We start from the raw sequence: 21,899 nt of genomic DNA, 5'->3' as shown, positions 1-21,899 counted from the left end.
GAAAGAGCGCATGGCGAACGAGCGTCGGTTGTTCGGCACCGACGGGATCCGCGGCCCCGCGGGCGTCCCGCCGATGACCCCTGAGATCGCGCTGCGGCTGGGCATGGCCGTGGCGGCCCACTTCGGACGACGCGGCAGCGTCGTCATCGGCAAGGACACGCGCCTGTCGGGCTACATGTTCGAGACGGCGCTGGCCGCCGGGGTGTGCGCGATCGGGGCCGAGGTGCTGCTGGTCGGGCCGCTGCCGACCCCGGGCATCGCCTACATCACGCGCTCGATGCGGGCCGACGCCGGCGTCGTCATCTCGGCCAGTCACAACCCGTTCGCCGACAACGGCATCAAGCTGTTCGCGGCCGACGGCTTCAAGCTGCCCGACGACGTCGAGGCGCACCTCGAGCAGCTGATGGAGCCCGGGGCGGTCGACGAGCGGGTCGCTCGCGGGCGCGAGATCGGCAAGGCCGCGCGCATCGACGACGCGGCCGGCCGCTACCTCACCCACCTCAAGCACAGCTTTCCGTCGTCGCTCGCGCTCGACGGCCTCAAGATCGTCGTCGACTGCGCGCACGGGGCCGCTTACAAGGTGGCGCCCACGGTGCTGCGCGAGCTCGGGGCGACGGTGATCCCGATCGGCGTGACGCCCGACGGGGTCAACATTAACGACGCGTGCGGGGCGGTGCATCCGCAGGCGATGTGCCGCGCCGTGGTCGAGCACGGGGCCGACCTCGGCATCGCGCTCGACGGCGACGCCGACCGCGTGGTCTTCGGCGACGCTCAGGGCGCGGTGGTCGACGGCGACGCGATCCTGGCGATGTGCGCGCTCGACATGCACGCGCGCGGAGCCCTGCGCGGGGCGGCGGTGGTGGCGACGGTGATGTCCAACATGGGCCTCGCGCGCTGCCTGGCCGGCAGCGGGATCGGGGTGGTGCGCACGCCGGTCGGCGACCGCTACGTCGTCGAGGCGATGGTCCAGGGCAGCTACAACCTCGGCGGCGAGCAGTCGGGCCACGTGGTCTTCCTCGACCACGGCACCACCGGCGACGGCATGGTCGCGGCGCTGCAGGTGCTGGCGATCATGCAGCGCAGCGGCCGCTCGCTGGCCGACCTCGCCGGGGTGATGATCCGCTACCCGCAGCTGCTCAAGGCGATCCCGGTCGCGCGCAAGGTGCCGCTCGATCTGCTGCCGGAGCTCGGCGCCGTCGTGCGCGAGGCCGAGGCCGAGCTCGGCGACGACGGCCGCGTGCTGGTCCGCTACTCCGGCACCGAGGCCAGCCTGCGCGTCATGCTCGAGGGCCCCGACCTCGCCCGGCTCGAGGAGCTGGCCGGGCGGATCGGCGAGGTCGCACGGCGCGAGCTGGCGGCGCCGTAGGCGGGGTGTTTCGGGGGACATGCTCATTCGGGCATGTCGAATCGGACATGACCCTCGGGGCAGGTCCTCCGATGCACATTGGTACGGGAGCGCGCCGAGTGGCTTCCGACGTTCGACGCGGCGAGGCCCGCGGCCTGGCTGGGGTGCCAGGGACGCGGGTCTCTTCGCGTTCGTCGAACCGGGGGTGCGTGGCGCCCCCGTCGGCGGTCTTCAGACCTTGAGGTTCGGCAGCGGGCCGACGCCGTCGTCGCCGAAGCCGTCCGCCGGCACGCCGAACATCTCGGCGATCGAGATGAACAGGTTGGAGAGCGGAGGGGTCTCGCCGTACTTCACGTGGCGCCCGGGCGTCAGCTGACCGCCGGCGCGGCCCGCCAGCAGCACCGGCAGGTTGTTGTGGTTGTGGGCGTTGCCGTCGCTGATCTCCGACGACAGGAACACCACGCAGTTGTCGAGCAGCGTGCCCTCGCCCTCGGGCGAGCTCTTGAGCTTCTGCAGCAGCTTGGCGAACTGGACCATCTCCCAGCGATCGATGATCTCGAGCTTGGCGAAGTTGTCCGGGTTGTCCATGTGGTGCGAGATCTCGTGGTGCGCTCCCTGAGCGCCGATGAACGAGTAGTCGCGGTAGCTGCCGGCGTTCTCGAGCATGAAGGTGATGATGCGGGTCTGGTCGCACTGGAAGGCCAGCACCATCAGCTCGGTCATCAGGTCGACGTGCGTCGTGAAGTCGGGGTAGGCGCCCGAGAACATCGCCGGCAGCTCGCACACCGCGTCGGTGTTCTCGGCGGTGAGGCGCTTCTCGAGGTCGCGCAGGCCGGTGAGGTACTGGTCGAGCTTGTCGCGGTCGGTCTTGCCGAGCTTGGTCTGCAGCGACTCGACCTGGCCGGTGGCGTAGTCGATGACGCTGATCCGGTTGGCGCGCCGCTTGGCCTGCTCCTCGGCGGTCGCTTCGGGGTCGAAGCCGGAGAACAGCAGGTCGAAGATGACCTGCGGGTCGTACAGCTTCGGCAGCGGGGTCTTGGCGTCGGCCCACGAGATGTTGCTGGTGTAGGCGCAGCTGTAGCCGCTGTCGCAGTTGCCCATGGTCGCGCCGTTGGCGGTCCCGAACTGCAGCGAGCGGTGCGGCGTGGCCTCGCCGATGGCATTGGCGAGCACCTGGTCGATCGAGATGTCGTTGTTGATGTCGGTCTCGGACTTGGTGACGTGGGTGCAGGTCAGGAAGGCCGAGGTACCGCCCGCGTGGTCGCCCGGACCTTCGGGCTTGGCGGGCAGGTTCTGCAGGCCGGTGAGGACCATGACGTCGCCCTTGAGGTCGACCATGGCTTGCGGGTCGACCAGCGGCGAGAGGATCGGCGTGATCTCGTAGCCCGGGCCCTCGGTGGCGGGCGTCCAGGACTGCATGTGGATCCCGTTCGGGAGGTAGTAGAAGAGGGCGCGCAGCGGCGGGGGCTCGGGGTCGGCCCCGCGAGCCCGCCTTGCGACGGGCGCCATCGCCTCCAGCCAGGGCAGGGCGATCAGGGCACCAGCCCCGCCCAGGAGGGTACGGCGCGAGAGAGAGAAGCGACGCGGCATCGTGATGTCTCCGGAGAATGGGGTGGTGAGGTCACATCGCGGGGTCGCCGCGGCGCATGCGGAACGGCTCGCTGGTGACGAGCGAGACGACGAGGTCGGAGAAGCGACGGTCGTTGGCCGAGAAGGTCTCGGTGACGCCGTCGAGGTAGGGGATGTCCTTGAGCCCGACGGCGCGGCCGAGCGCGTAGATGAAGGTCTTGCGGGCGACGCAGCGCAAGAAGTCGGGCTCGTCGGCGATCAGCGTCTGCATCTCGAGGCCGTTGGCGAACGGGGTGCCGTTGGGCAGTGTGCCCGAGGCGTCGATCGGCAGGCCGTTGTCGAGGTCGCGCCAGGCGCCGAGCGGGTCGTAGTGCTCGAGGCCGAAGCCGAGCGGGTCCATGGTGACGTGACAGCTGATGCACTCGGGCTTCTCGCGGTGCGCCTCGAGGATCTCGCGCTGCGTCTTGCCCTCGACCGGGTTCAGCTTGGTGTCGACGCCGGGCGGCGGCGGCGGCGGGACCTGACACAGCAGGCTCTCCAGCACCCACTTGCCGCGCTTGACCGGCGAGGTGTGGTCGGCGTGCGAGAGCACGGTCATCAGGCCGGCCTTGTTGAGGATGCCCTGGAACGGGCGGTCGCCGAAGTCGACCGGGGCGAACTCGGCGCCGAACTGGCCCTCGAGGCCGTAGTGCTGCGCGAGCGTGGCGTCGACGAAGGTGTCGGTGGCCGTCAGCATCTCGAGCATGTCGCGGTCCTCCGAGAAGAAGGCCTCGGCGAACAGGCGCATCTCGGTCCGCATCGACTCGCGCATGGCGTCGTTCCACTGCGGGAACAGGGCCACGTCCTTGAAGGCGACGGCGATGTTGCGGATGAGCCACCACTGACCGGCGAAGTTGTCGATCAGGGCGCGCGCGCGGTCGTCGGCGAGCATGCGCCGGGCCTGGGTCTCGAGCACCTTCGGGTCCTGCAGGGTGCCGGCGGCCGCGGCGGCGAACAGCTCGTCGTCGGGCATGCTGCTCCACAGGAAGTACGACAGGCGCGAGGCGAGCTCGAAGTCGCCGAGCGGGTGCGGCGTGAGGTCGGTGGGGGCCGCGTCGAGCTCGACGCGGTAGATGAAGTAGGGCGAGACCATCACTGCCTGCAGCGCGATGCGGAGGCCGGCCTCCCAGGTCTCGCCGGCGCCCTTGCCGTCGGCGATGAACTTCATCAGCGCGTCGAGCTCGGCGCCGGTGACCGGGCGTCGCCAGGCGCGCTCGGTGAACTTGGTCAAGATCTCGCGCAGACAGACCTCTTCGCCGTCGACGTTCGGATCGCACACCATGATGCGCGTACGCAGCGGGTTGTCGCCGTCGGGCAGGTTGATCGGACCCTCGACCTTGAACCAGTCGACCAGCAGGTTGCGGTCGGCCATGTTCGGCTCGTCGTAGTAGTCGTTGGTGAACTCGACGGCGAACTTGTGCACGCCGGCGGTCGCGTCGATCGTGACCTCGTAGACCTGGGCGCCGTTCTGCACCGCCTCGACGTCGAACATGCCGACGGGCGCCTGGTCGACGGTGAGGTTCATGTGCGGCAAGTCGGGCCCCGCCTGCTGGCCCCACACGCGGGCGCTGAACTTGTACTGGCCGTCGTAGGGCAGCTCGATGGTCTGGTACACCTCGCCGTTGCTGTAGAGGTTCCAGGCCTCGCCGGACGCACCGCCGACCGAGGCGAGCGCGTCCTCGGCCTCGATCTGCCAGGTGCCCGGATCGGTGATCGGGATCTCCATCGCCTCGAGGATCAGACCTTCGGCGGCCCGCTCATAGAGCTCGGCCTGCAGCGGCGAGGTGCTGAGGACGTCGGAGATGTTGTCGAAGCCGAGGCCGAAGTCGTCGGCAGGAAAGCTGTCGGCCGGCCGCTGCGCGGTGCCGAGGAGGTCCCGGACGGTGTTGTTGTACTCGGTGCGGTTGAGCCGATGCACGGTCACGCGCCCCGGGTCCGCTTCCTCGCCGCCCTCGGTGGGATCGCCGGCTGTCGGATCTTCGGTCTCTCCCGCGGTGCCCTCGGTGGGCCCCCCGGTCGGCGACGTCATCGTGTTACCAGCCGTGGCCGGCTCGTCGGTGTCGTTGGCGGTCGGGCTGCTCGGACAGGCAGCCAACCACACGAGCCCGAGCGCGGCCCCGAACCAGGGGCGGTGCGTTTGCCTCGTCATCAAAGCCTCAATCGGGCAAGGCCCGCCGGCTGTCAACTGACGCCGATAGCCCGCACCTTCGCGGTCACACATCGCGCGCGATCGTGTCGCAGAAGGCCCGGGCCAGCCTGATCGAGGGGTCGGCCTTGCACGGGTACGGGGGCCACGAGTACCTTGAAGACATTATGTTACGCGCTTGTAGACGGTGGGGGTTGGCGACACGAGCGATTGTTTTTGCGCACCTGATCAGCGGCTGCTTCGCCGTCAAGATCGACACGACGGACACGCTCTCGACCTCCATCACGACCGATACGCTTACCGACACGCTCACCGACACGCTGCCGACGACGATCACGACGCCGACGACGATCGAGCCGACCGACACCGGCCCGACGACGATCGAGCCGACCGACACGCTGCCGACGACGATCACGACGCCGACGACGATCGACCCGACCGACACCGACCCGACGATCACCGACCCGACCTTCACGACCATCTTCACCGACCCGACGGTCACGTCGGTGACCGTGACGGTGACGACGGAGCCGCCCACTGACTGCGGCAACGGGCTCGTCGAAGACGGCGAGGAGTGCGACGACGGCAACTCCTCCGACACCGACGAGTGTCCGACGACCTGCAAGACCGCGGTGTGCGGCGACGGCTTCGTCCGCGCCGGCGTCGAGGTCTGCGACGACAAGCTCAACGACAACTCGTACGAGGGCTGCGCGCCCGGCTGCTCGGCGCTCGGGCCTCGCTGCGGCGACAACGTGCTGCAGGCGGACGAGGGCGAGCTGTGCGACGACGGCAACCAGACGGCGGGCGACGGCTGCAACGCGTGCCTGACGGAGAACCTGCCGGGCGAGTGCGGGCAGGCGGTGGCGCTGCCGCAGCCGGGTCGCAACGTGGCGTCGCAGGTGGAGGAGGTCGAGTGCGACCTCGACCTGCCGGTCGAGGGTCAGTGGTCGCGCTTCGTCGGCTCGGCGGGCAAGCGCATGCCGACCGCTGCGCCGCCGCAGTTCTCGTGCGGGACCCACGCGCCGGGCTGGCTCAACGGCTCCGAGCCGGCCCCCGCCGACGGAGTGGTGCCGCGCGAGGTCTGCTTCCACTGGGAAGACGAGACCTGCCACTTCAAGGTGCCGATCGCGGTGCAGAACTGCGGGCCGTTCATCATGTACCGCCTGCCGACGCCGCCGACCTGCGCGCTGCGCTATTGCGGGGTCGACTGACGGCTCAGGCGATCGATTCGGGACATGCCTGAACGGACATGCGCATCGGGGCATGTTCGATCGGGCATGTCCGCGAGGACATGCGGCCGGTGACCGGCGGGGTCCGTCCGCGCTCGCGGCTTACGTCACCTGGCGCAGGCCGAGGACGACGATCGTCAGCCAGCCGGCGAGCAGGCACAGGCCGCCCAGCGGGGTGACTGCGCCGAGGATCCGCGGACCGCCGAGGGTGATGGCGTAGAGGGTGCCGGAGAAGATGGCGATGCCGGCGACGAACAGCGACATGGCGACGCCGTGGAGGCCGGTCGGCTCGCCGCGGGCCGAGAGGGTGAGGGCCCACAGCGCGACGGCCAGGAGGACCACGGCGTGCAGCTGCTGGTAGTGCGCGCCGGTGTGCCAGATCTCGAGCTCGCGCGGGCCGACGCGGTCGCGCAGGCCGTGGGCGCCGAAGGCCCCGGCGGCGACGCCGAAGAAGCCGAGGAGGCCGGCGAGGATGATGCCTGTCTTTGCGGTCATGGTGACTCCGTGGGCAGGGCCGTCGGCAGGGCCGCGATCTCGGCCTCGAGCCAGCTGCGGAAGTTGAGCTCGCGGCCGTCGGGCAAGCGGACGAAGTAGGAGCGGCCGCCGAAGAAGGTGCGGCTGCCGATCTGGTCGAGCCAGGCGGGCAGCTCGTCGAGGCCGCGGCCGAGCCAGCGCGACTTGGTCTCGAGCATCGCGGCGAAGTCGAAGCCGCTGTAGCGCTTGCGGCTGCCGTCGGACTTGACCGACACGAAGTCGTAGTCGCTGGTGCGGACGAGGGCGATCGCGGCGCGCACGGGCGACGAGATCACGGCCTCCTCGGCGGCCTGGCGCTCGACGTCGCCTTCCTTCTTCTTCTCGCGCTCGACGTGGCGGTCGGAGGCGTTTTTCAGGAAGGACTGGAACTTCTCGTCGCAAGCGGGCCCGGCGGCGGCGGCCACGGCGACCGCGAGGGCCAGCGCACGCGGCGAGACCGGCCGCAGGCGGGCGGTCGCAGGCGCGGAAGGAGCGGCGCGGCGCGTCACGCCTGGTAGGCTACCACGCACCGTGCAGTCCCACGCGAGCGACGACCTCTTCGAGCGCGCCTGGCAACGCGACCCCACGCTGGTGCCGCTGGCCGAGCGCATGCGGCCGCGCCGCCTCGACGAGGTGGTGGGGCAGACGCACTTGCTCGGGCCGGGGAAGATCTTGCGCCGGATCGCCGACACCGGGCGAGTGCCGAGCCTGATCCTGTGGGGGCCCCCGGGGACGGGCAAGACGACCCTGGCGCGGCTGCTGGCGGAGCACACCCAGAGCGCGTTCTGCGTGCTGTCAGCGACCTCGGCCGGAGCCCGCGAGCTGCGCGAGGTGGTCGAGGTCGCGCGCCGACGGCGGGCCCACGAGGGCCGCGGGACGCTGCTGTTCGTCGACGAGATCCACCGCTTCAACAAGGCGCAGCAGGACATCCTGCTGCCGCACATCGAAGCGGGGGTGTGCTCGCTGGTCGGGGCGACCACCGAGAACCCGAGCTTCGAGGTCAACGCGGCGCTGCTGAGCCGGGTGCGGGTGCTGCAGCTGCGGCCGATCGAGGTCCGCGACCTGGTGGCGCTGCTGCGCCGCGCGCTGACCGACGAGGAGCGTGGGCTCGGGGCGCGCAAGCTCGAGGCCGAGGACGGGCTGCTGGCGGCGATCGCCCACACGGCGCAGGGCGACGCCCGGCGGGCGCTCGGGTCGCTCGAGCTGGCGGTCGACCTGGTGCCCGAGGGCGAGACGCGGCTCAGCCGGGAGGTCGCGCAGCAGGCCGTCGGCGGCCGCGCGCTGCGCTACGACAAGGCCGGGGAGGAGCACTACAACGTCGTCTCGGCCTTCATCAAGAGCATGCGGGCCAGCGACGCCGACGCGGCGGTGTACTGGCTCGCGCGCATGCTCGAGTCCGGCGAGGACGTCGACTTCGTGGCCCGGCGGATCGTGATCTTCGCCGCCGAAGACGTCGGCAACGCGGAGCCGCAGGCGCTGCCGGTGGCGGTGGCCGCGTCCCAGGCGGCCCACCAGATCGGCATGCCCGAGGCCGTGCTGCCGCTGACGCAGGCGGCCCTGTTCCTGGCCCTGGCGCCGAAGAGCAACACTGCGCTGACGGCCTACGCCAACGCGCGCAAAGACGTGCTGCGCGCCGGCAGCCTCGAGGTGCCGCTGGCGGTCCGCAACGCGGTGACGCCGCTGATGCGCGAGGCGCAGTACGGGGTCGGCTACAAGTACCCGCACGACTTCGAGGGCGGGGTGGTGCCGGGCAACGAGAGCTATCTGCCGGAGGCCCTGAGAGGGCAGCGCTACGCCCACCCGGGCCCACGCGGGTGGGAGGCGGCCGCGTGGGCGCGCCTGCAGCAGCTGCGCGAAGGGACAGGCGAGGGTGGGGAGCCCGAGCCTGCCGGCGAGTGAGAGATGGGGGCCGGCCGGACGAACGGGCAGCTGTCCCGAGAGACAGGCGGACGGAGATTGAGCTGTCCGGAGGGACAGGCGGACGGAGATTGAGCTGTCCGGAGGGACAGGCGGGTAGACGTCGAGGCTGTCCGGAGGGACAGGCGGGCAGAGGTTGAGTCTGTCCGAAGGAATAGGCGGGCGGAGGTCGGGGCTGTCCGGAGGGACAGGCGGTATGAAGCCGTTCCGGGCTCAAGTCTGGCCGCGCAGGCGCTCGGCGAGCGCCTGGCACTGGGGAGCCAGCTCGAGCACCGCGGTCGTCTCCCACAGCTGCGGCCGGCGCAGGCCGCCGACGGCGTGCAGCCAGCTCGACGCCTGGCCGTCCGCGTCGATGATTGCCCCGTCGTCGGCGACGCTCGCGCCGAGCGGGTCGGGCACCAGCAGGCCGCGGGCGATCAGGGCGCGCAGCAGCGGGTCGTCGCAGTCGCGCGGATCGGGCGCGGGGCCGGTGGCGTTGAGCAGCGCCTCCACGCGCAGGTGGACGCGGGTGGCGGCGCCGCGCGGGCGGATCGCCGCGGCGATCGCGTCTGTCCCGAGGGACATGTCCTCGATGCGCCCGGCGTGGACGTGCAGCCGACCGCTCGCGCGCAGCTCGGCGATCGCGGCGGCGGTCGTCGGGGCGGCGCGGTGGCGGTGAGCCTCCCAGTAGACCCGCAGGTGACGGACGAAGCGTTCGCGCTCGCACGCCGGCCAGCGGCGCCAGATCGCCTGAGTCACCGGGCGCAGGTCGGCGAGCAGGTCGCGCCAGTCGCCGCCGCGGGCCGCCTCGTTCCGAGCGGCCGTGCGCAGCGCGTGCAGGGCCCCGCGCGTCGTGGCTGGCCAGTCGGCGTACGCCGGCGGATGCGGCTCGGGCGGACGGGCCGGGGCGCGGTGGGCCTGCGGCAACAGGCCATGGCGCGAGAGCAGGTGGACAGGTCCGCGGTGGCCGGCGCCGGCGAGCCCGAGGGCGAGGTCGAGCGCCGATAGACCTGTCCCGAAGACCAGCACCGCGGAGTCCTGCGCGATCGCGGGTCCCGGCGCGGTCCAGGGATCGTGGACGTAGCGCGGATCGGCGCGGACGCGGTCGTCGAGGCCGGCGGGCAGGCGCGGCGGGAGGTTGCCGAGGGCGAGGACGACGTGTTCGGCGGCGAGCCGGGTGCAGTCGGCCAGCGTGAGGGTCGCCGGCCCGGCGGGCCCGGGCGGCGCGATGTCGACGACATGTCCCGAGAGACATGTGATGCCCGAGCCGGCCGCGGCCACCAGCTGCCGCAGGTAGTCGCCATAGACGCCGCGCGGCAGGAAGCTGCCGCCGCAGGCCGAGGGGTCGCGCGCCCGGGCCCAGCGGACGAAGTGCTCCGGGTCGTCGGCGAGCGCGCTCATCCGCCCCGCCGGCGTGTTGAGGAGGTGGCGCGGGTCGGCTGTCCGATAGGCCAGGCCGGGACCGAACTCGCCGCGCCCGTCGACGAGCGTCACGCGCGGGCCGCCGGCGCGGGCGAGGTGCCAGGCGACGGCCGCGCCGCAGAAGCCCGCGCCGACGACGACGACTGCGGGCGCGGACGCGGACGGCACCTCTCGAGCCTAGTGCCCGGGCCGCGCGGCTTCAACGGGGGACGCGCCGGCCGAGCCCGCGCGGACGCGTCGATTCAAGGCTCGCGCGGCCAGGGCGGGGCCGGCCGCGTCCGCGGGGGAGCTCGCGCGTCGGCGGCCACAAGGGAGGTGACAAGCGCGCGCGCTGGTGCTATCCGCGCGGCATGGCCGCCCGCCTCAGCGTCAACGTCAACAAGGTAGCGACTCTCCGCAACGCCCGCGGCGGCGACGTACCGAGCGTGATCGCGGCGGTGCGGACGATCGTGGCGGCCGGGGCGCCGGGGATCACGATCCACCCGCGGGCCGACGAGCGGCACATCCGGGCCGTCGACGCGCGGGCGATCGCGACCGAGCTGGCGCCGCTGCGCGAGCAGATCGAGTTCAACATCGAGGGCGACCCGCGGCCCGACCTGCTGGCGATGGTCGAGGAGCTGCGGCCGCACCAGTGCACCCTGGTGCCGGTGCGGCCCGGCGAGATCACGAGCCAGGCCGGGTGGCCGACCGACACCTCGCGGACCGAGCTCGGCGCGATCACGTCCCGCCTGCACGGGCTCGGCGTCCGGGTGTCGCTGTTCATCGAGGCCGACCTCGAGGCGGTGCGGTGGGCCAGGGACGTCGGCGCGCAGCGGATCGAGCTGTACACCGAGCCGTTCGCGCGGGGCTTCGCCGCCGGCCGCGGCGAGGCCGAGCTGGCGCGCTTCGCCGCCGCCGCCGAGCTGGCCCACGATCTCGGCCTCGGCATCAACGCCGGCCACGACCTCGACCTCGACAACCTGCCGCTGTTCAGCCGCCTGCCGCACCTCGACGAGGTCTCGATCGGCCACGCGCTGATCAGCCACGCGCTGTTCGTCGGCCTCGACCGGGCCGTCCGCGACTACCTCGCGGTCCTGGTCGAATAGACATGGCGCGAGGGACATGTCCGCGGGGACATCCCTGTCTCCCGGGCATGCGCGCGTGCGCCCGCGCTCGCCGGCGGACATCGACGGGCGGCCGCCGCTGCGGTATCCCAGTGGGGTGCGGGTGCTGCTGTGCCAGTGCAACACGGTCTTCGAGCACGAGGTGATCGCCTGTGTGCGTCGCGGGGCCCGGTCCGTCGAGGAGGTCGGCGACGACTGCGAGGCCGGCACCGGCTGCGGCAGCTGTCGCGGGGCCATCAAGACCATCCTCGAGGAGGAGGCCCAGAAGCGGCGCGGCGGTCGCGACGGCGGGGCGCCCGAGGCGCTGTTCCAGCTACCGCTGTTCAAGACACGAAAAGAGTAGTGCCCTCGCACCGCAATTGCGGTACAGCAACGGCGCACGGGACTGCGCGTCCCGATCGAAAGCCATGCTCATCGTGCAGAAATTCGGCGGCTCTTCGGTCGCCAACCTCGAGCGGATCCGCAACGTCGCCCAGCGGGTCCTGGCGACCCAGCGCGCGGGTCAGGACGTGGTCGTCGTCGTGTCGGCGATGGCGGGCGAGACGAACCGCCTGATCGGCCTCGCCAACCACCTGGCGAACGAGGGTGACGGGCAGGTGGGCGGCGCCAGCAAGGGGCCATACGTCGCCAGCGAGCGGGCGGGCGACCGCGCCCACGAGCGCGAGCTCGATCAGCTGGTGAGCACCGGCGAGAACGTCAGCGCCGCGCTGTTGGCGATGGCGATCCAGAACGCGGGCGGGCGGGCTATCTCGCTGGTCGGCCACCAGATCGGCCTGCAGACCGACGCGACCTACACCAACGCGCGGATCCTCGGGTTTTCCCACGGGCGTATCCGCCAGGAAGTGACGGCCGGCAACGTGGTGGTGTGCGCCGGCTTTCAGGGGCTGAACGCCGCCGGCAACATCACCACGCTCGGCCGCGGCGGCTCCGACACCTCGGCGGTCGCGCTGGCGGCGGCGCTGAAGGCCGACGTGTGCGAGATCTTGACCGACGTCGACGGCGTCTACACCACCGACCCGCGGATCGAGCCGCGCGCGCGCAAGATCCAGCGCATCACGTACGAAGAGATGCTCGAGCTGGCGAGCCTCGGCGCCAAGGTGCTGCAGATCCGCAGCGTCGAGTTCGCCATGAAGTTCGGCGTGCCGGTGCACGTGCGATCGAGCCTGAACGAGAGCGAAGGGACGTGGATCGTGTCTGAGCAGAAGAGTCTGGAGTCCGCGGTCGTGACCGGCGTCGCCCTCGACCGCAACGAGGCCAAGGTCACCCTCACCAACGTGCCCGACGTCCCGGGCACCATCGCCTCGATCTTCGGCGTGCTCGCGGGGGCCGACATCGTCGTCGACATGATCATCCAGAACGCGAGCCGCGGCGGCTCGACCGACGTCACCTTCACGGTGCCGGAGAACGACCTCAAGAAGGCGGTCGCCGGCCTGCGCAGCCTCGAGCTGCCCGGCGCCGGGCCGATGGAGATCCTCAGCGATCCCGACATCTGCAAGATCTCGATCGTCGGCGTCGGCATGCGCACCCACGCGGGCGTCGCCTCCAAGGCGTTCGAGATCCTCGCCCGCGAGAACATCAACATTCAGATGGTCTCGACCTCCGAGATCAAGGTCTCGGTGGTCGTCCACGAGCGCTACGGCGAGCTGGCCCTGCGGGCGCTGCACGCCGGGTTCGGCCTCCACGAGGGGCCGACGAGCAGCGCCGCTTGAGGGGAGCCGCGGTGGTCCGCGTCGGGGCGACAGTCGCGCTGATCGCCGCGCTCGTCGTGGCGCTGGTCGCCTGGCTGCGGCCGACCGCGCCGGAGCTGATGGTGTACACGGCGTGCGACTTCGCGGTCGAGGTCGACGGCGTGCTGCGCTGCGACGGCGAGGCGCCGCGTGACGTCGCGGCGCTGTGCGGCGCCGGCCGGGCGAGCCTCGCTCTGTCGCACGGCGACGCCGTCACGCGCGCGACGCTGTGCGCCGACGCAGCGCCCAGACCAGGCGCGAACGGCTGGGCCCGCATGCGCGGCGAGGATCTCGAGGCGCTGGCGATCCCCGTAGATCTCAATTACGCGTCGGCCCCCGAGCTCGAGAGTTTGCCTGGGATCGGTCCCGAGTTGGCGCGGCGGATCGTCGAAGGGAGACCCTACGCGACGGTCGACGACCTGAACCGTGTGCGCGGGATCGGTCCGGCGCGGCTGACCGCTGTTCGCCCGCGAGCGCGCGTGCAAACCAGCGGACAGGATCCATAAGACAGGTGTGAAAGCACAGGTCGGAAGAGACATGTCGTGCGCCTGCGCGCACGCAGCGGACTCTGCGCGTGAAGACGCGACGGCAGGTTAAATCACACCTGTGTTTCGGCCGAGCGAGCGACAACGCGCCGGCGGCGCCCGTGCGCGACTGAATTGGCCGCAGGTGCCGTACGGCTCAGTCTGCGTGCACCACGTCGGCCGACGCTTGATCGAATCGACGAAGTCCGAAATCGTGGCGCCGTTGTTTCCGCTCGTGCGGCGCGGACGCCGCCCGGACAGAGAAGTTCGCGCTCGGTTTCGGGCGCACCTCATTCCAGGATTTCACGGACCATGAAGACTCGACCGATCATTCGCCTTCTCACTGCAGGATTCTGCGCTGCCACCCTGGCCGCTTGCGGCGACGACGGCGGCGAGCTGACGGGGGCCACCGCCAACAACACCGAGGGCGGCGCGACGACCGACGACGGCGAGACGACCGCTGGGCCGGGCGGCAACTCGGACACGCAGGGGCCGACCACCACCTCGCCGACCACCGGCATGGGGATGAGCGACACCCAGGCGACGACCGAGGGCACCACCACCGAGGCGGAGACCGGGACGTCGAGCACCACCGAGGCGACCGCGACGACGACGGAGGGCGTGACCGAGGGGACGCCGGTCTGCGGCGACGGCACGCAGGAGGGCACCGAGGAGTGCGACGACGGCAACGACGTGCCGGGCGACGGCTGTGAGCCGGGCTGCGTGTTGTCGGCGGTGTGCGGCAACGGTCAGGTCGAGGCGGGCGAGGCCTGCGACGACAGCAACACCGACGACGGCGACGAATGCAGCGCCGACTGCCAGACCGCCGCGCCGGCGCAGGACTGCGGCAACGGGGCCGTCGAGGAGCCGGAGCAGTGCGACGACGGCAACGAGGACGCGGGCGACGGCTGTGAGCCCGACTGCACCTTCACGCCGGCCGAGTGCGGCAACGGCGTCAAGGAGACGGGCGAGCAGTGCGACGACGGCAACGACGTCGACGGCGGTCCCAACGACTTCTGCAAGAACGACTGCACCCCGTACTCCCCGCCGCAGTGCCAGGCGCCGGCCGACTACGTCAACTGCGACGACGCGATCGTCCTGACGGACAAGGCCGACAAGACCAATGCCCTCAAGGCGATCGGCATCTGCAACCAGCAGGTGAACGACTCGATCCAGGTGACCGACTTCGTGTTCGACGCCGCGGCGCAGAACAACACCTGGCAGGTGGCGAAGGGCTTCGGCACCTACACCTACGATCACGACAACGATCCCCAGACGCCGAACCAGCTGCTGTACAGCCCGCGCGAGGGCAGCACCTTCCTCATGCTGTCGAGCGGCACGATCAACGCGCCCAACGGCACCGGCGTCGTCACCCACGCCGTCAACTCGCAGGTCGGCAACGGCGACAACTTCAACTCCGACGACAACGCCCTGCCGGCGCCGTTCAAGGTCGGCTTCGGCAGCAACAACGGCGCGGGCGGCACCCCGTTCCAGAACTGCGACAACGGCGTCCCGAACGGCGACAAGGACTGCTCGGACACGCTGCAGGCGCAGTGGACCCTCGGCGCCAACAACCCGAACGACCGCATCTACTTCACGTTCAAGACCACCGTGCCGCAGGGGACCTTCGGGTACTCCTTCGACTTCGTGTTCTGCTCGTCGGAGTGGCCGACCTACGTCGGCACCTCGTTCAACGACATGTTGATCGCGTACCAGGTCGATCCGACGGCGGACAACCCGAACGTCAACCCGCCGGTCGATCCGTACAGCGGCAACGTCACCTTCATCCCCAACCCGAACGACCCGACCAAGGGCCTGCCGCTGACGATCACGGCGCTCGACCCGTACTTCGACGGCCCGGGTTACACCTACAACGAGCCGCAGCTCCAGGGCACCGGCTTCGAGCAGCACGCGTGCTCCGACTGGTTCACCGCCAAGGGCGGCGTGCAGCCGGGGGCGCAGGTCACGATCGGCTTCTACCTCGCCGACATGCAGGACAACATCCTGGCGACGCTGGCGCTGCTCGACAACTTCCGCTGGGACTGCGAGGGTTGCATCCCGAGCGAGGTCGACGACTGCGGCGTCCAGCCGATGTGATCGGCCTGCTGGCCTGAATCACGACGAGGCGCGCACGGCGACGTGCGCGCTTCGTCGCGACGTCGACCTGTGACATTCGTGAATGTGATATTGCGGCGAATCGAGCGAGTCGAACAAACGCGACGTCGAATCATCGACGCCGACATGGTTCGTGCGGAGCGACCGCGCGACCTTGCGGGGGCGTAACGACGCGCGATCGGAGACCACGCGCAAGTTCGTGCGTCTTGCGCCCGAACAGCGGTCCAGTGACGAGAGTCGGGTGCTGCGCTCGGATCGCTGCAGGGTCGGCGAACGGGCGGACGTCCCGGCTTGATCAACCGTCGAATATGGGAAATCGTGGCGATGCCGCCACGCATTCGAGGACGGCCGCCTTCTCTGCGACTAGGACACCACCATGACGACTCGACCGATCATTCGACTCCTTACGACGGGTTTTCTCGCCTCGGCGCTCGCCGCGTGCGGTGACGACGGCAACAACGTCTCCACCGCGTCGGAGAGCCAGACTCAGGGCGACGACACGACCACGACGACGAACGGCACGAACCTGACGCCGGGCAGCGTCAGCGAGTCGGAGACCGCGCAGCCGACGACCGAGACGCCGACGACGGGCATCAGCGACAGCGACACGCAGGGCACCACCGACAGCACGACCACGGACGCGACCACCACCACGTCGACGGGGACCGAGACCGAGGGTGTGACGGAGCCGACGCCGGAGTGTGGCAACGGCGTGCAAGAGGGCAGCGAGGAGTGCGACGACGGCAACGCCGTCGAGGGCGACGGCTGCGAGCCGACCTGCACGATCACCGCGGTGTGCGGCAACGGCCAGGTCGAGGGCGGCGAGGCTTGCGACGACGCCAACACCGACGACGGCGACGAGTGCAGCGCCGACTGCCTGACCTCCACGCCGGCACAGGACTGCGGCAACGGCACGGTCGAGGACCCCGAGCAGTGTGACGACGGCAACCAGGAGCCCGGCGACGGCTGCGAGCCCGACTGCACGTTCACGCCGGCCGAGTGCGGCAACGGCGTCAAGGAGCGGGGCGAGCAGTGCGACGACGGCAACGAGGTCAACGGCGGCCCGAACGACTTCTGCCTCAACGATTGCACCCCGTTCTTCCCGGCCAACTGCCAGGCGCCGGCCGACTACGTGACCTGCGACAACACGCCGGACGTGATCAGCAACAAGGCCGACAAGACCAACGCCCTCAAGGCGATCGGCATCTGCAACGTCGCGCCGAACAACTCGATCATCACCTCGAACTTCCAGTTCTCGCAGGCGGTCGACAACACCTGGCAGGTGGCGAAGGGCTTCGGCTCCTACACCTACGACCACGACAACGACCCGCAGACGCCGAACCGGCTGCTCTACAGCCCGCGCGAGGGTGACACCTTCCTGATGCTGTCGTCGGGCTTCATCGCCGCGCCGAACGGCCAGGGCGTGGTCATCGAGACGCCCAACTCGCAGACGCACGACAACAACGGCAACCCCGACGGCAACGTCAACCAGGTCCCGCTGCCGCCGCCGTTCAAGAACGTGAACGGCAGCAACAACGGCGTCGGCGGCACCCCGTTCAAGAACTGCGACAACGGCGTCCCGAACGGCGACAAGGACTGCTCGGACACGCTGCAGGCGCAGTGGCAGATGACGAACGGCAACGCCAACGACCGCATCTACTTCACCTTCAACACGACGGTCCCGGCGGGCACGTTCGGCTACACCTTCGACTTCGTGTTCTGCTCGGCCGAGTGGCCGAGCTGGGTCGGCTCTTCGTACAACGACCTGCTGATCGCCTACCAGGTCGACCCGACGCCGGACGACCCGAACCAGGTCCCGCCGGTCGATCCGTACAGCGGCAACGTCACCTTCATCCCCAACCCGAACAACCCGGCCAGCGGCCTGCCGCTGACCATCACCGCGCTCGATCCGTACTACGACGGCCCCGGCTACACCTACGCCGAGCCGCAGCTCGCGGGCACGGGCTTCGAGCAGCACGCGTGCACCGACTGGTTCACCGCCAAGGGCGGCGTGCAGCCGGGCGCCGAGGTGACGATCGGCTTCTTCCTGGCCGACATGTCCGATCAGTACCTGACCACGGTCGCGCTGCTCGACAACTTCCGCTGGGACTGCGAGGGTTGCGTCCCGAGCGAGGTCGACGACTGCGGCGTCCAGCCGATGTGAGTGATGTGGCGTGCGAAGCGGGCCGTGCCTCCGGGCGCGGCCCGCTACGCGCTTTAAGCGTGTGATGTGTCGCGAGCACGACCTCGCGCGTCGCGCTCTTACGCCCTTGAAAGGGTGTGGCGAATGGGAAACGCTGGCATGCGATCGGCCGGGCCCGCGTGGGGTCGGCCACGACCTTAGAACCCAGGACCATGACCATGAAGACTTCCGTGCTTCGACTCTTCTCCACCGGACTTTGCGTGACCGCGCTCGCGGCGTGCGGCGACGCCGTCGACAACCTCACTGCGACCGTGGGCCAGACCGAGGGCAACACCTCGACCGGCACCACCGACAGCAACCCGACCCCGGGGAGCAACAGCAACTCGGAGAGCGACACCACGCCGACGACGACTACGCCGACGACGGGCGTCAGCGACAGCGACACGCAGGGCACGACCGCCGCGACGACGGACGCCACCACCTCCACCACCGATGCGACGTCGACCACGACGGAGGGCGTGACCGAGGCGACGCCGGAGTGCGGCAACGGCGTGCAGGAGGGCAACGAGGAGTGCGACGACGGCAACGACGTCGCGGGCGACGGTTGCGAGCCCGGTTGCGTGATCACGGCGGTGTGCGGCAACGGCACCGTGGAGCAGGGTGAGGCGTGCGACGACGCCAACACCGAGGACGGCGACGAGTGCAGCGCGGACTGCCTGACCGCGACCCCGCAGCAGGACTGCGGCAACGGCACCGTCGAGGACCCCGAGCAGTGCGACGACGGCAACCAGGAGCCCGGCGACGGCTGCGAGCCGGACTGCACCTTCTCGCCGGTCGAGTGCGGCAACGGCATCAAGGAGCGGGGCGAGCAGTGCGATGACGGCAACGACGTCAACGGCGGTCCGCAGGACTTCTGCCTCAACAACTGCACGCCGTTCTTCCCGGCCAACTGCCAGGCGCCCGCGGACTACGTCGTCTGCGACAACACCCCGCAGGTGATCTCGGACAAGGCCGACAAGACGAACATGCTCAAGGCGATGGGCATCTGCAACGTCGCGCCGAACAACTCGGTCATCACGAGCGACTTCCAGCACTCGAACCCGGTCAACAAGAGCTGGCAGGTGGCCAAGGGCTACGGCACCTACATGTTCGACCACGACAACGACCCGCAGACGCCGAATCAGCGCCTGTACAGCCCGCGCGAGGGCGACGCCTTCCTCATCATCTCGAACGGCGACATCGTCGCGCCGAACGCCGAGGGCATCGTCATCGAGGCGCCCAACAACCAGGGCACCACGAACAACGGCAACCCCGACGGCGGCCCGCTCCCGGCGCCGTTCAAGGCGGTCAACGGCAGCAACAACGGCGTCGGCGGCACCCCGTTCCAGAACTGCGACAACGGTGCGGGCGACAACGACTGCTCCGACACCATCCAGGCGCAGTGGGAGATGACCAACGCCGACGGCAACGACCGCATCTACTTCAGCTTCAAGACCACGGTGCCGCCGGGGACCTTCGGCTACACCTTCGAGTTCGCGTTCTGCTCGGCCGAGTGGCCGACCTACGTCAACAGCGTGTTCAACGACCTGCTGATCGCCTACCAGGTCGACCCGACGCCGGACGATCCGAACCAGGTCCCGCCGGTCGATCCGTACAGCGGCAACGTCACCTTCATCCCCGATCCGAACGATCCGACCAAGGGTCTGCCGATCACCATCACCGCGCTCGACCCGTACTTCGACGGCCCGGGCTACACCTACAACGAGCCGCAGCTGGCCGGCACCGGCTTCGAGCAGCACGCGTGCTCCGACTGGTTCACCGCCAAGGGCGGCGTGCAGCCGGGCGCCGAGATCACGATCGGCTTCTTCCTGGCCGACATGTCCGATCAGTACCTGTCGACCGCCACGCTGCTCGACAACTTCCGCTGGGACTGCGAGGGTTGCGTCCCGAGCGAGGTCGACGACTGCGGCGTCCAGCCGATGTGATCGTCACGCGAGCATGAGCTCGAAGGGGGCGTGCCCGGCGACGGGCGCGCCCCTTTTTCACGTGGGGCTCGTGTGGAAGCGGCGAGTCGAGTGAGGCGAACGATCGTGCCGTTCGATCCCCGCACCGACGGAAAGCGGGCGGAGTGGCCACCGAGCCTGGAGCGCCGTGCAGCTCGGCGTCTCGCCGAAGCGACGCACGAGGCATGCGCCTGAGGTCGGCCCGCGATGCTGTCGACGTCGTCGACGTACCGCGACTTACGCCCTTGAAATGAAGGGGCGGATGGGAAACGCTGGCGTGCGATCGGCCAGGCCCGCGTGGGGTCGGCCATGACCTTAGAACCCAGGACCATGACCATGAAGATTTCCGTGCTTCGACTCTTCTCCACCGGGCTGTGTGTGACCGCGCTCGCGGCGTGCGGTGACGCCGTCGACAACATCACTGCGTCGGGCAACCAGACCCAGGGTGACACCTCGACGGACACCACCAGCAACAACCCGACGCCGGGGAGCAACAGCAACTCGGAGAGCGATACCACGCCGACGACGACCACGCCGACGACGGGCATCAGCGACAGCGACACGCAGGGCACGACCGCCGCGACGACGGACGCCACCACCTCCACCACCGATGCGACGTCGACCACGACGGAGGGCGTGACCGAGGCGACGCCGGAGTGTGGCAACGGCGTGCAGGAGGGCAACGAGGAGTGCGACGACGGCAACGACGTCGCGGGCGACGGTTGCGAGCCCACGTGCACGATCACGGCGGTGTGCGGCAACGGCACCGTGGAGCAGGGTGAGGCGTGCGACGACGCCAACACCGAGGACGGCGACGAGTGCAGCGCGGACTGCCTGACGGCGACCCCGCAGCAGGACTGCGGCAACGGCACCGTCGAGGACCCCGAGCAGTGCGACGACGGCAACCAGGAGCCCGGCGACGGTTGCGAGCCGGACTGCACCTTCTCGCCGGCCGAGTGCGGCAACGGCGTCAAGGAGCGGGGCGAGCAGTGCGACGACGGCAACGAGGTCAACGGCGGTCCGCAGGACTTCTGCCTCAACAACTGCACGCCGTTCTTCCCGGCCAACTGCCAGGCGCCCGCGGACTACGTCGTCTGCGACAACACCCCGCAGGTGATCTCGGACAAGGCCGACAAGACGAACATGCTCAAGGCGATGGGCATCTGCAACGTCGCGCCGAACAACTCGGTCATCACGAGCGACTTCCAGCACTCGAACCCGGTCAACAAGAGCTGGCAGGTGGCCAAGGGCTACGGCACCTACATGTTCGACCACGATAACGACCCGCAGACGCCGAATCAGCGCCTGTACAGCCCGCGCGAGGGCGACACCTTCCTCATCATCTCGAACGGCGACATCGTGGCGCCGAACGCCGAGGGCATCGTCATCGAGGCGCCCAACAACCAGGGCACCACGAACAACGGCAACCCCGACGGCGGCGGGCTGCCGCTGCCCTTCAAGGCCAAGAACGGCAGCAACAACGGCGCCGGCGGGACCCCGTTCAAGGACTGCGACAACGGTGCAGGCGACAACGACTGCTCCGACACCATCCAGGCGCAGTGGGAGATGACCAACGCCGACGGCAACGACCGCATCTACTTCAGCTTCAAGACCGTCGTGCCGCCGGGGACCTTCGGCTACACCTTCGAGTTCGCGTTCTGCTCGGCCGAGTGGCCGTCCTTCGTCGACACCGTGTGGAACGACCTGCTGATCGCTTACCAGGTCGACCCGACGCCGGACGATCCGAACCAGGTCCCGCCGGTCGATCCGTACAGCGGCAACGTCACCTTCATCCCGGATCCGAACGATCCGACCAAGGGCCTGCCGATCACCATCACCGCGCTCGACCCGTACTTCATCCAGCAGGGCTACACCTACAACGAGCCGCAGCTGGCCGGCACCGGCTTCGAGCAGCACGCGTGCTCCGACTGGTTCACCGCCAAGGGCGGCGTGCAGCCGGGCGCCGAGATCACGATCGGCTTCTTCCTGGCCGACATGTCCGATCAGTACCTGTCGACCGCCACGCTGCTCGACAACTTCCGCTGGGACTGCGAGGGTTGCGTCCCGAGCGAGGTCGACGACTGCGGCGTCCAGCCGATGTGAGCCGCGCTCCGCTGCGCGCACG

Annotated in this window: 16 protein-coding genes; 11 read left to right on the top strand and 5 right to left on the bottom strand. The window is 70.0% G+C overall.

Annotated elements, in window-relative coordinates; genetic code table 11:
• Positions 1-10 precede the first annotated feature (10 nt).
• Positions 11-1,366, top strand: coding sequence for a phosphoglucosamine mutase (gene glmM, locus OV090_RS32580; protein WP_267708568.1), 1,356 nt, complete (start codon positions 11-13; stop codon positions 1,364-1,366).
• Positions 1,367-1,576: 210 nt separating this feature from the next.
• On the opposite strand, the gene OV090_RS32575 is transcribed toward glmM, so the two are convergent.
• Together OV090_RS32575 and OV090_RS32570 are read right to left on the bottom strand one after the other, a co-directional pair.
• Positions 1,577-2,935, bottom strand: a complete 1,359-nt coding sequence (locus OV090_RS32575; RefSeq protein WP_267708567.1) for a DUF1552 domain-containing protein — start codon at positions 2,933-2,935, stop codon at positions 1,577-1,579.
• 31 nt (positions 2,936-2,966) lie between these two features.
• A complete protein-coding gene (locus OV090_RS32570; RefSeq protein WP_267708566.1) occupies positions 2,967-5,102 on the bottom strand; it encodes a DUF1592 domain-containing protein in 2,136 nt (711 codons plus the stop codon).
• Between the two features lie 191 nt (positions 5,103-5,293).
• Between OV090_RS32570 and OV090_RS32565 the strand changes: the two genes are divergently transcribed.
• A complete protein-coding gene (locus OV090_RS32565; RefSeq protein WP_267708565.1) occupies positions 5,294-6,310 on the top strand; it encodes a DUF4215 domain-containing protein in 1,017 nt (338 codons plus the stop codon).
• Between the two features lie 120 nt (positions 6,311-6,430).
• On the opposite strand, the gene OV090_RS32560 is transcribed toward OV090_RS32565, so the two are convergent.
• Both OV090_RS32560 and OV090_RS32555 read right to left on the bottom strand, forming a co-directional pair.
• Positions 6,431-6,823, bottom strand: a complete 393-nt coding sequence (locus OV090_RS32560; RefSeq protein WP_267708564.1) for a DUF423 domain-containing protein — start codon at positions 6,821-6,823, stop codon at positions 6,431-6,433.
• Complete coding sequence (locus tag OV090_RS32555; protein ID WP_267708563.1) at positions 6,820-7,350, bottom strand: hypothetical protein; 531 nt, start codon at positions 7,348-7,350, stop codon at positions 6,820-6,822. The genes OV090_RS32560 and OV090_RS32555 overlap by 4 nt, the downstream gene beginning before the upstream one ends.
• Positions 7,351-7,372: 22 nt before the next feature.
• Between OV090_RS32555 and OV090_RS32550 the strand changes: the two genes are divergently transcribed.
• Positions 7,373-8,740: a replication-associated recombination protein A gene (locus OV090_RS32550; protein ID WP_267708562.1), complete on the top strand. Its 1,368-nt coding sequence runs from the start codon at positions 7,373-7,375 to the stop codon at positions 8,738-8,740.
• Positions 8,741-8,971: 231 nt separating this feature from the next.
• Here OV090_RS32550 and OV090_RS32545 read toward each other — a convergent pair whose 3' ends face one another.
• Positions 8,972-10,327, bottom strand: coding sequence for an FAD-dependent oxidoreductase (locus tag OV090_RS32545; RefSeq protein ID WP_267708561.1), 1,356 nt, complete (start codon positions 10,325-10,327; stop codon positions 8,972-8,974).
• Positions 10,328-10,509: 182 nt separating this feature from the next.
• Between OV090_RS32545 and OV090_RS32540 the strand changes: the two genes are divergently transcribed.
• From OV090_RS32540 to OV090_RS32505, 8 genes are all read left to right on the top strand, one after another.
• Positions 10,510-11,244, top strand: a complete 735-nt coding sequence (locus OV090_RS32540; protein ID WP_267708560.1) for a pyridoxine 5'-phosphate synthase — start codon at positions 10,510-10,512, stop codon at positions 11,242-11,244.
• Positions 11,245-11,299: 55 nt separating this feature from the next.
• On the top strand, positions 11,300-11,605 hold the full coding sequence (locus tag OV090_RS32535) for a (2Fe-2S)-binding protein (protein WP_267708559.1): 306 nt from the start codon (positions 11,300-11,302) through the stop codon (positions 11,603-11,605).
• A gap of 64 nt (positions 11,606-11,669) precedes the next feature.
• Positions 11,670-12,971 (top strand): aspartate kinase, encoded by a 1,302-nt coding sequence (locus tag OV090_RS32530; protein WP_267708558.1) that lies wholly within the window; start codon positions 11,670-11,672, stop codon positions 12,969-12,971.
• A gap of 11 nt (positions 12,972-12,982) precedes the next feature.
• Positions 12,983-13,495, top strand: coding sequence for a helix-hairpin-helix domain-containing protein (locus OV090_RS51090; RefSeq protein ID WP_267708557.1), 513 nt, complete (start codon positions 12,983-12,985; stop codon positions 13,493-13,495).
• Between the two features lie 330 nt (positions 13,496-13,825).
• A complete protein-coding gene (locus tag OV090_RS32520) occupies positions 13,826-15,610 on the top strand; it encodes a DUF4215 domain-containing protein (RefSeq protein WP_267708556.1) in 1,785 nt (594 codons plus the stop codon).
• Between the two features lie 394 nt (positions 15,611-16,004).
• A complete protein-coding gene (locus OV090_RS32515; protein ID WP_267708555.1) occupies positions 16,005-17,792 on the top strand; it encodes a DUF4215 domain-containing protein in 1,788 nt (595 codons plus the stop codon).
• Positions 17,793-17,989: 197 nt separating this feature from the next.
• Positions 17,990-19,756 carry a DUF4215 domain-containing protein gene (locus OV090_RS32510; RefSeq protein ID WP_267708554.1) on the top strand — a complete coding sequence of 589 codons (1,767 nt, stop codon included), beginning with the start codon at positions 17,990-17,992 and terminating at the stop codon, positions 19,754-19,756.
• Between the two features lie 354 nt (positions 19,757-20,110).
• The gene (locus tag OV090_RS32505) at positions 20,111-21,877 is read left to right on the top strand and encodes a DUF4215 domain-containing protein (protein ID WP_267708553.1); all 1,767 of its coding nucleotides are present in this window, start codon (positions 20,111-20,113) and stop codon (positions 21,875-21,877) included.
• Positions 21,878-21,899: the final 22 nt, after the last annotated feature.

It is taken from the genome of Nannocystis sp. RBIL2, assembly GCF_026626745.1.
Classification (GTDB): Bacteria; Myxococcota_A; Polyangia; order Nannocystales; family Nannocystaceae; genus Nannocystis.
The sequence above is the reverse complement of the archived record's forward strand: the minus strand, read 5'-3'. Positions and strand labels throughout refer to the sequence as shown.

Bases quoted from the DNA above. Each gene is read 5' to 3' on its own strand.
- OV090_RS32570 (WP_267708566.1), bottom strand. From the start codon at position 5,102: ATGACGAGGCAAACGCACCGCCCCTGGTTCGGGGCCGCGCTCGGGCTC.
- OV090_RS32520 (WP_267708556.1), top strand. From the start codon at position 13,826: ATGAAGACTCGACCGATCATTCGCCTTCTCACTGCAGGATTCTGCGCT.
- OV090_RS32510 (WP_267708554.1), top strand. From the start codon at position 17,990: ATGAAGACTTCCGTGCTTCGACTCTTCTCCACCGGACTTTGCGTGACC.
- OV090_RS32560 (WP_267708564.1), bottom strand. From the start codon at position 6,823: ATGACCGCAAAGACAGGCATCATCCTCGCCGGCCTCCTCGGCTTCTTC.
- OV090_RS32530 (WP_267708558.1), top strand. From the start codon at position 11,670: ATGCTCATCGTGCAGAAATTCGGCGGCTCTTCGGTCGCCAACCTCGAG.
- OV090_RS32505 (WP_267708553.1), top strand. From the start codon at position 20,111: ATGAAGATTTCCGTGCTTCGACTCTTCTCCACCGGGCTGTGTGTGACC.
- OV090_RS32515 (WP_267708555.1), top strand. From the start codon at position 16,005: ATGACGACTCGACCGATCATTCGACTCCTTACGACGGGTTTTCTCGCC.
- OV090_RS32540 (WP_267708560.1), top strand. From the start codon at position 10,510: ATGGCCGCCCGCCTCAGCGTCAACGTCAACAAGGTAGCGACTCTCCGC.
- OV090_RS32575 (WP_267708567.1), bottom strand. From the start codon at position 2,935: ATGCCGCGTCGCTTCTCTCTCTCGCGCCGTACCCTCCTGGGCGGGGCT.
- glmM (WP_267708568.1), top strand. From the start codon at position 11: ATGGCGAACGAGCGTCGGTTGTTCGGCACCGACGGGATCCGCGGCCCC.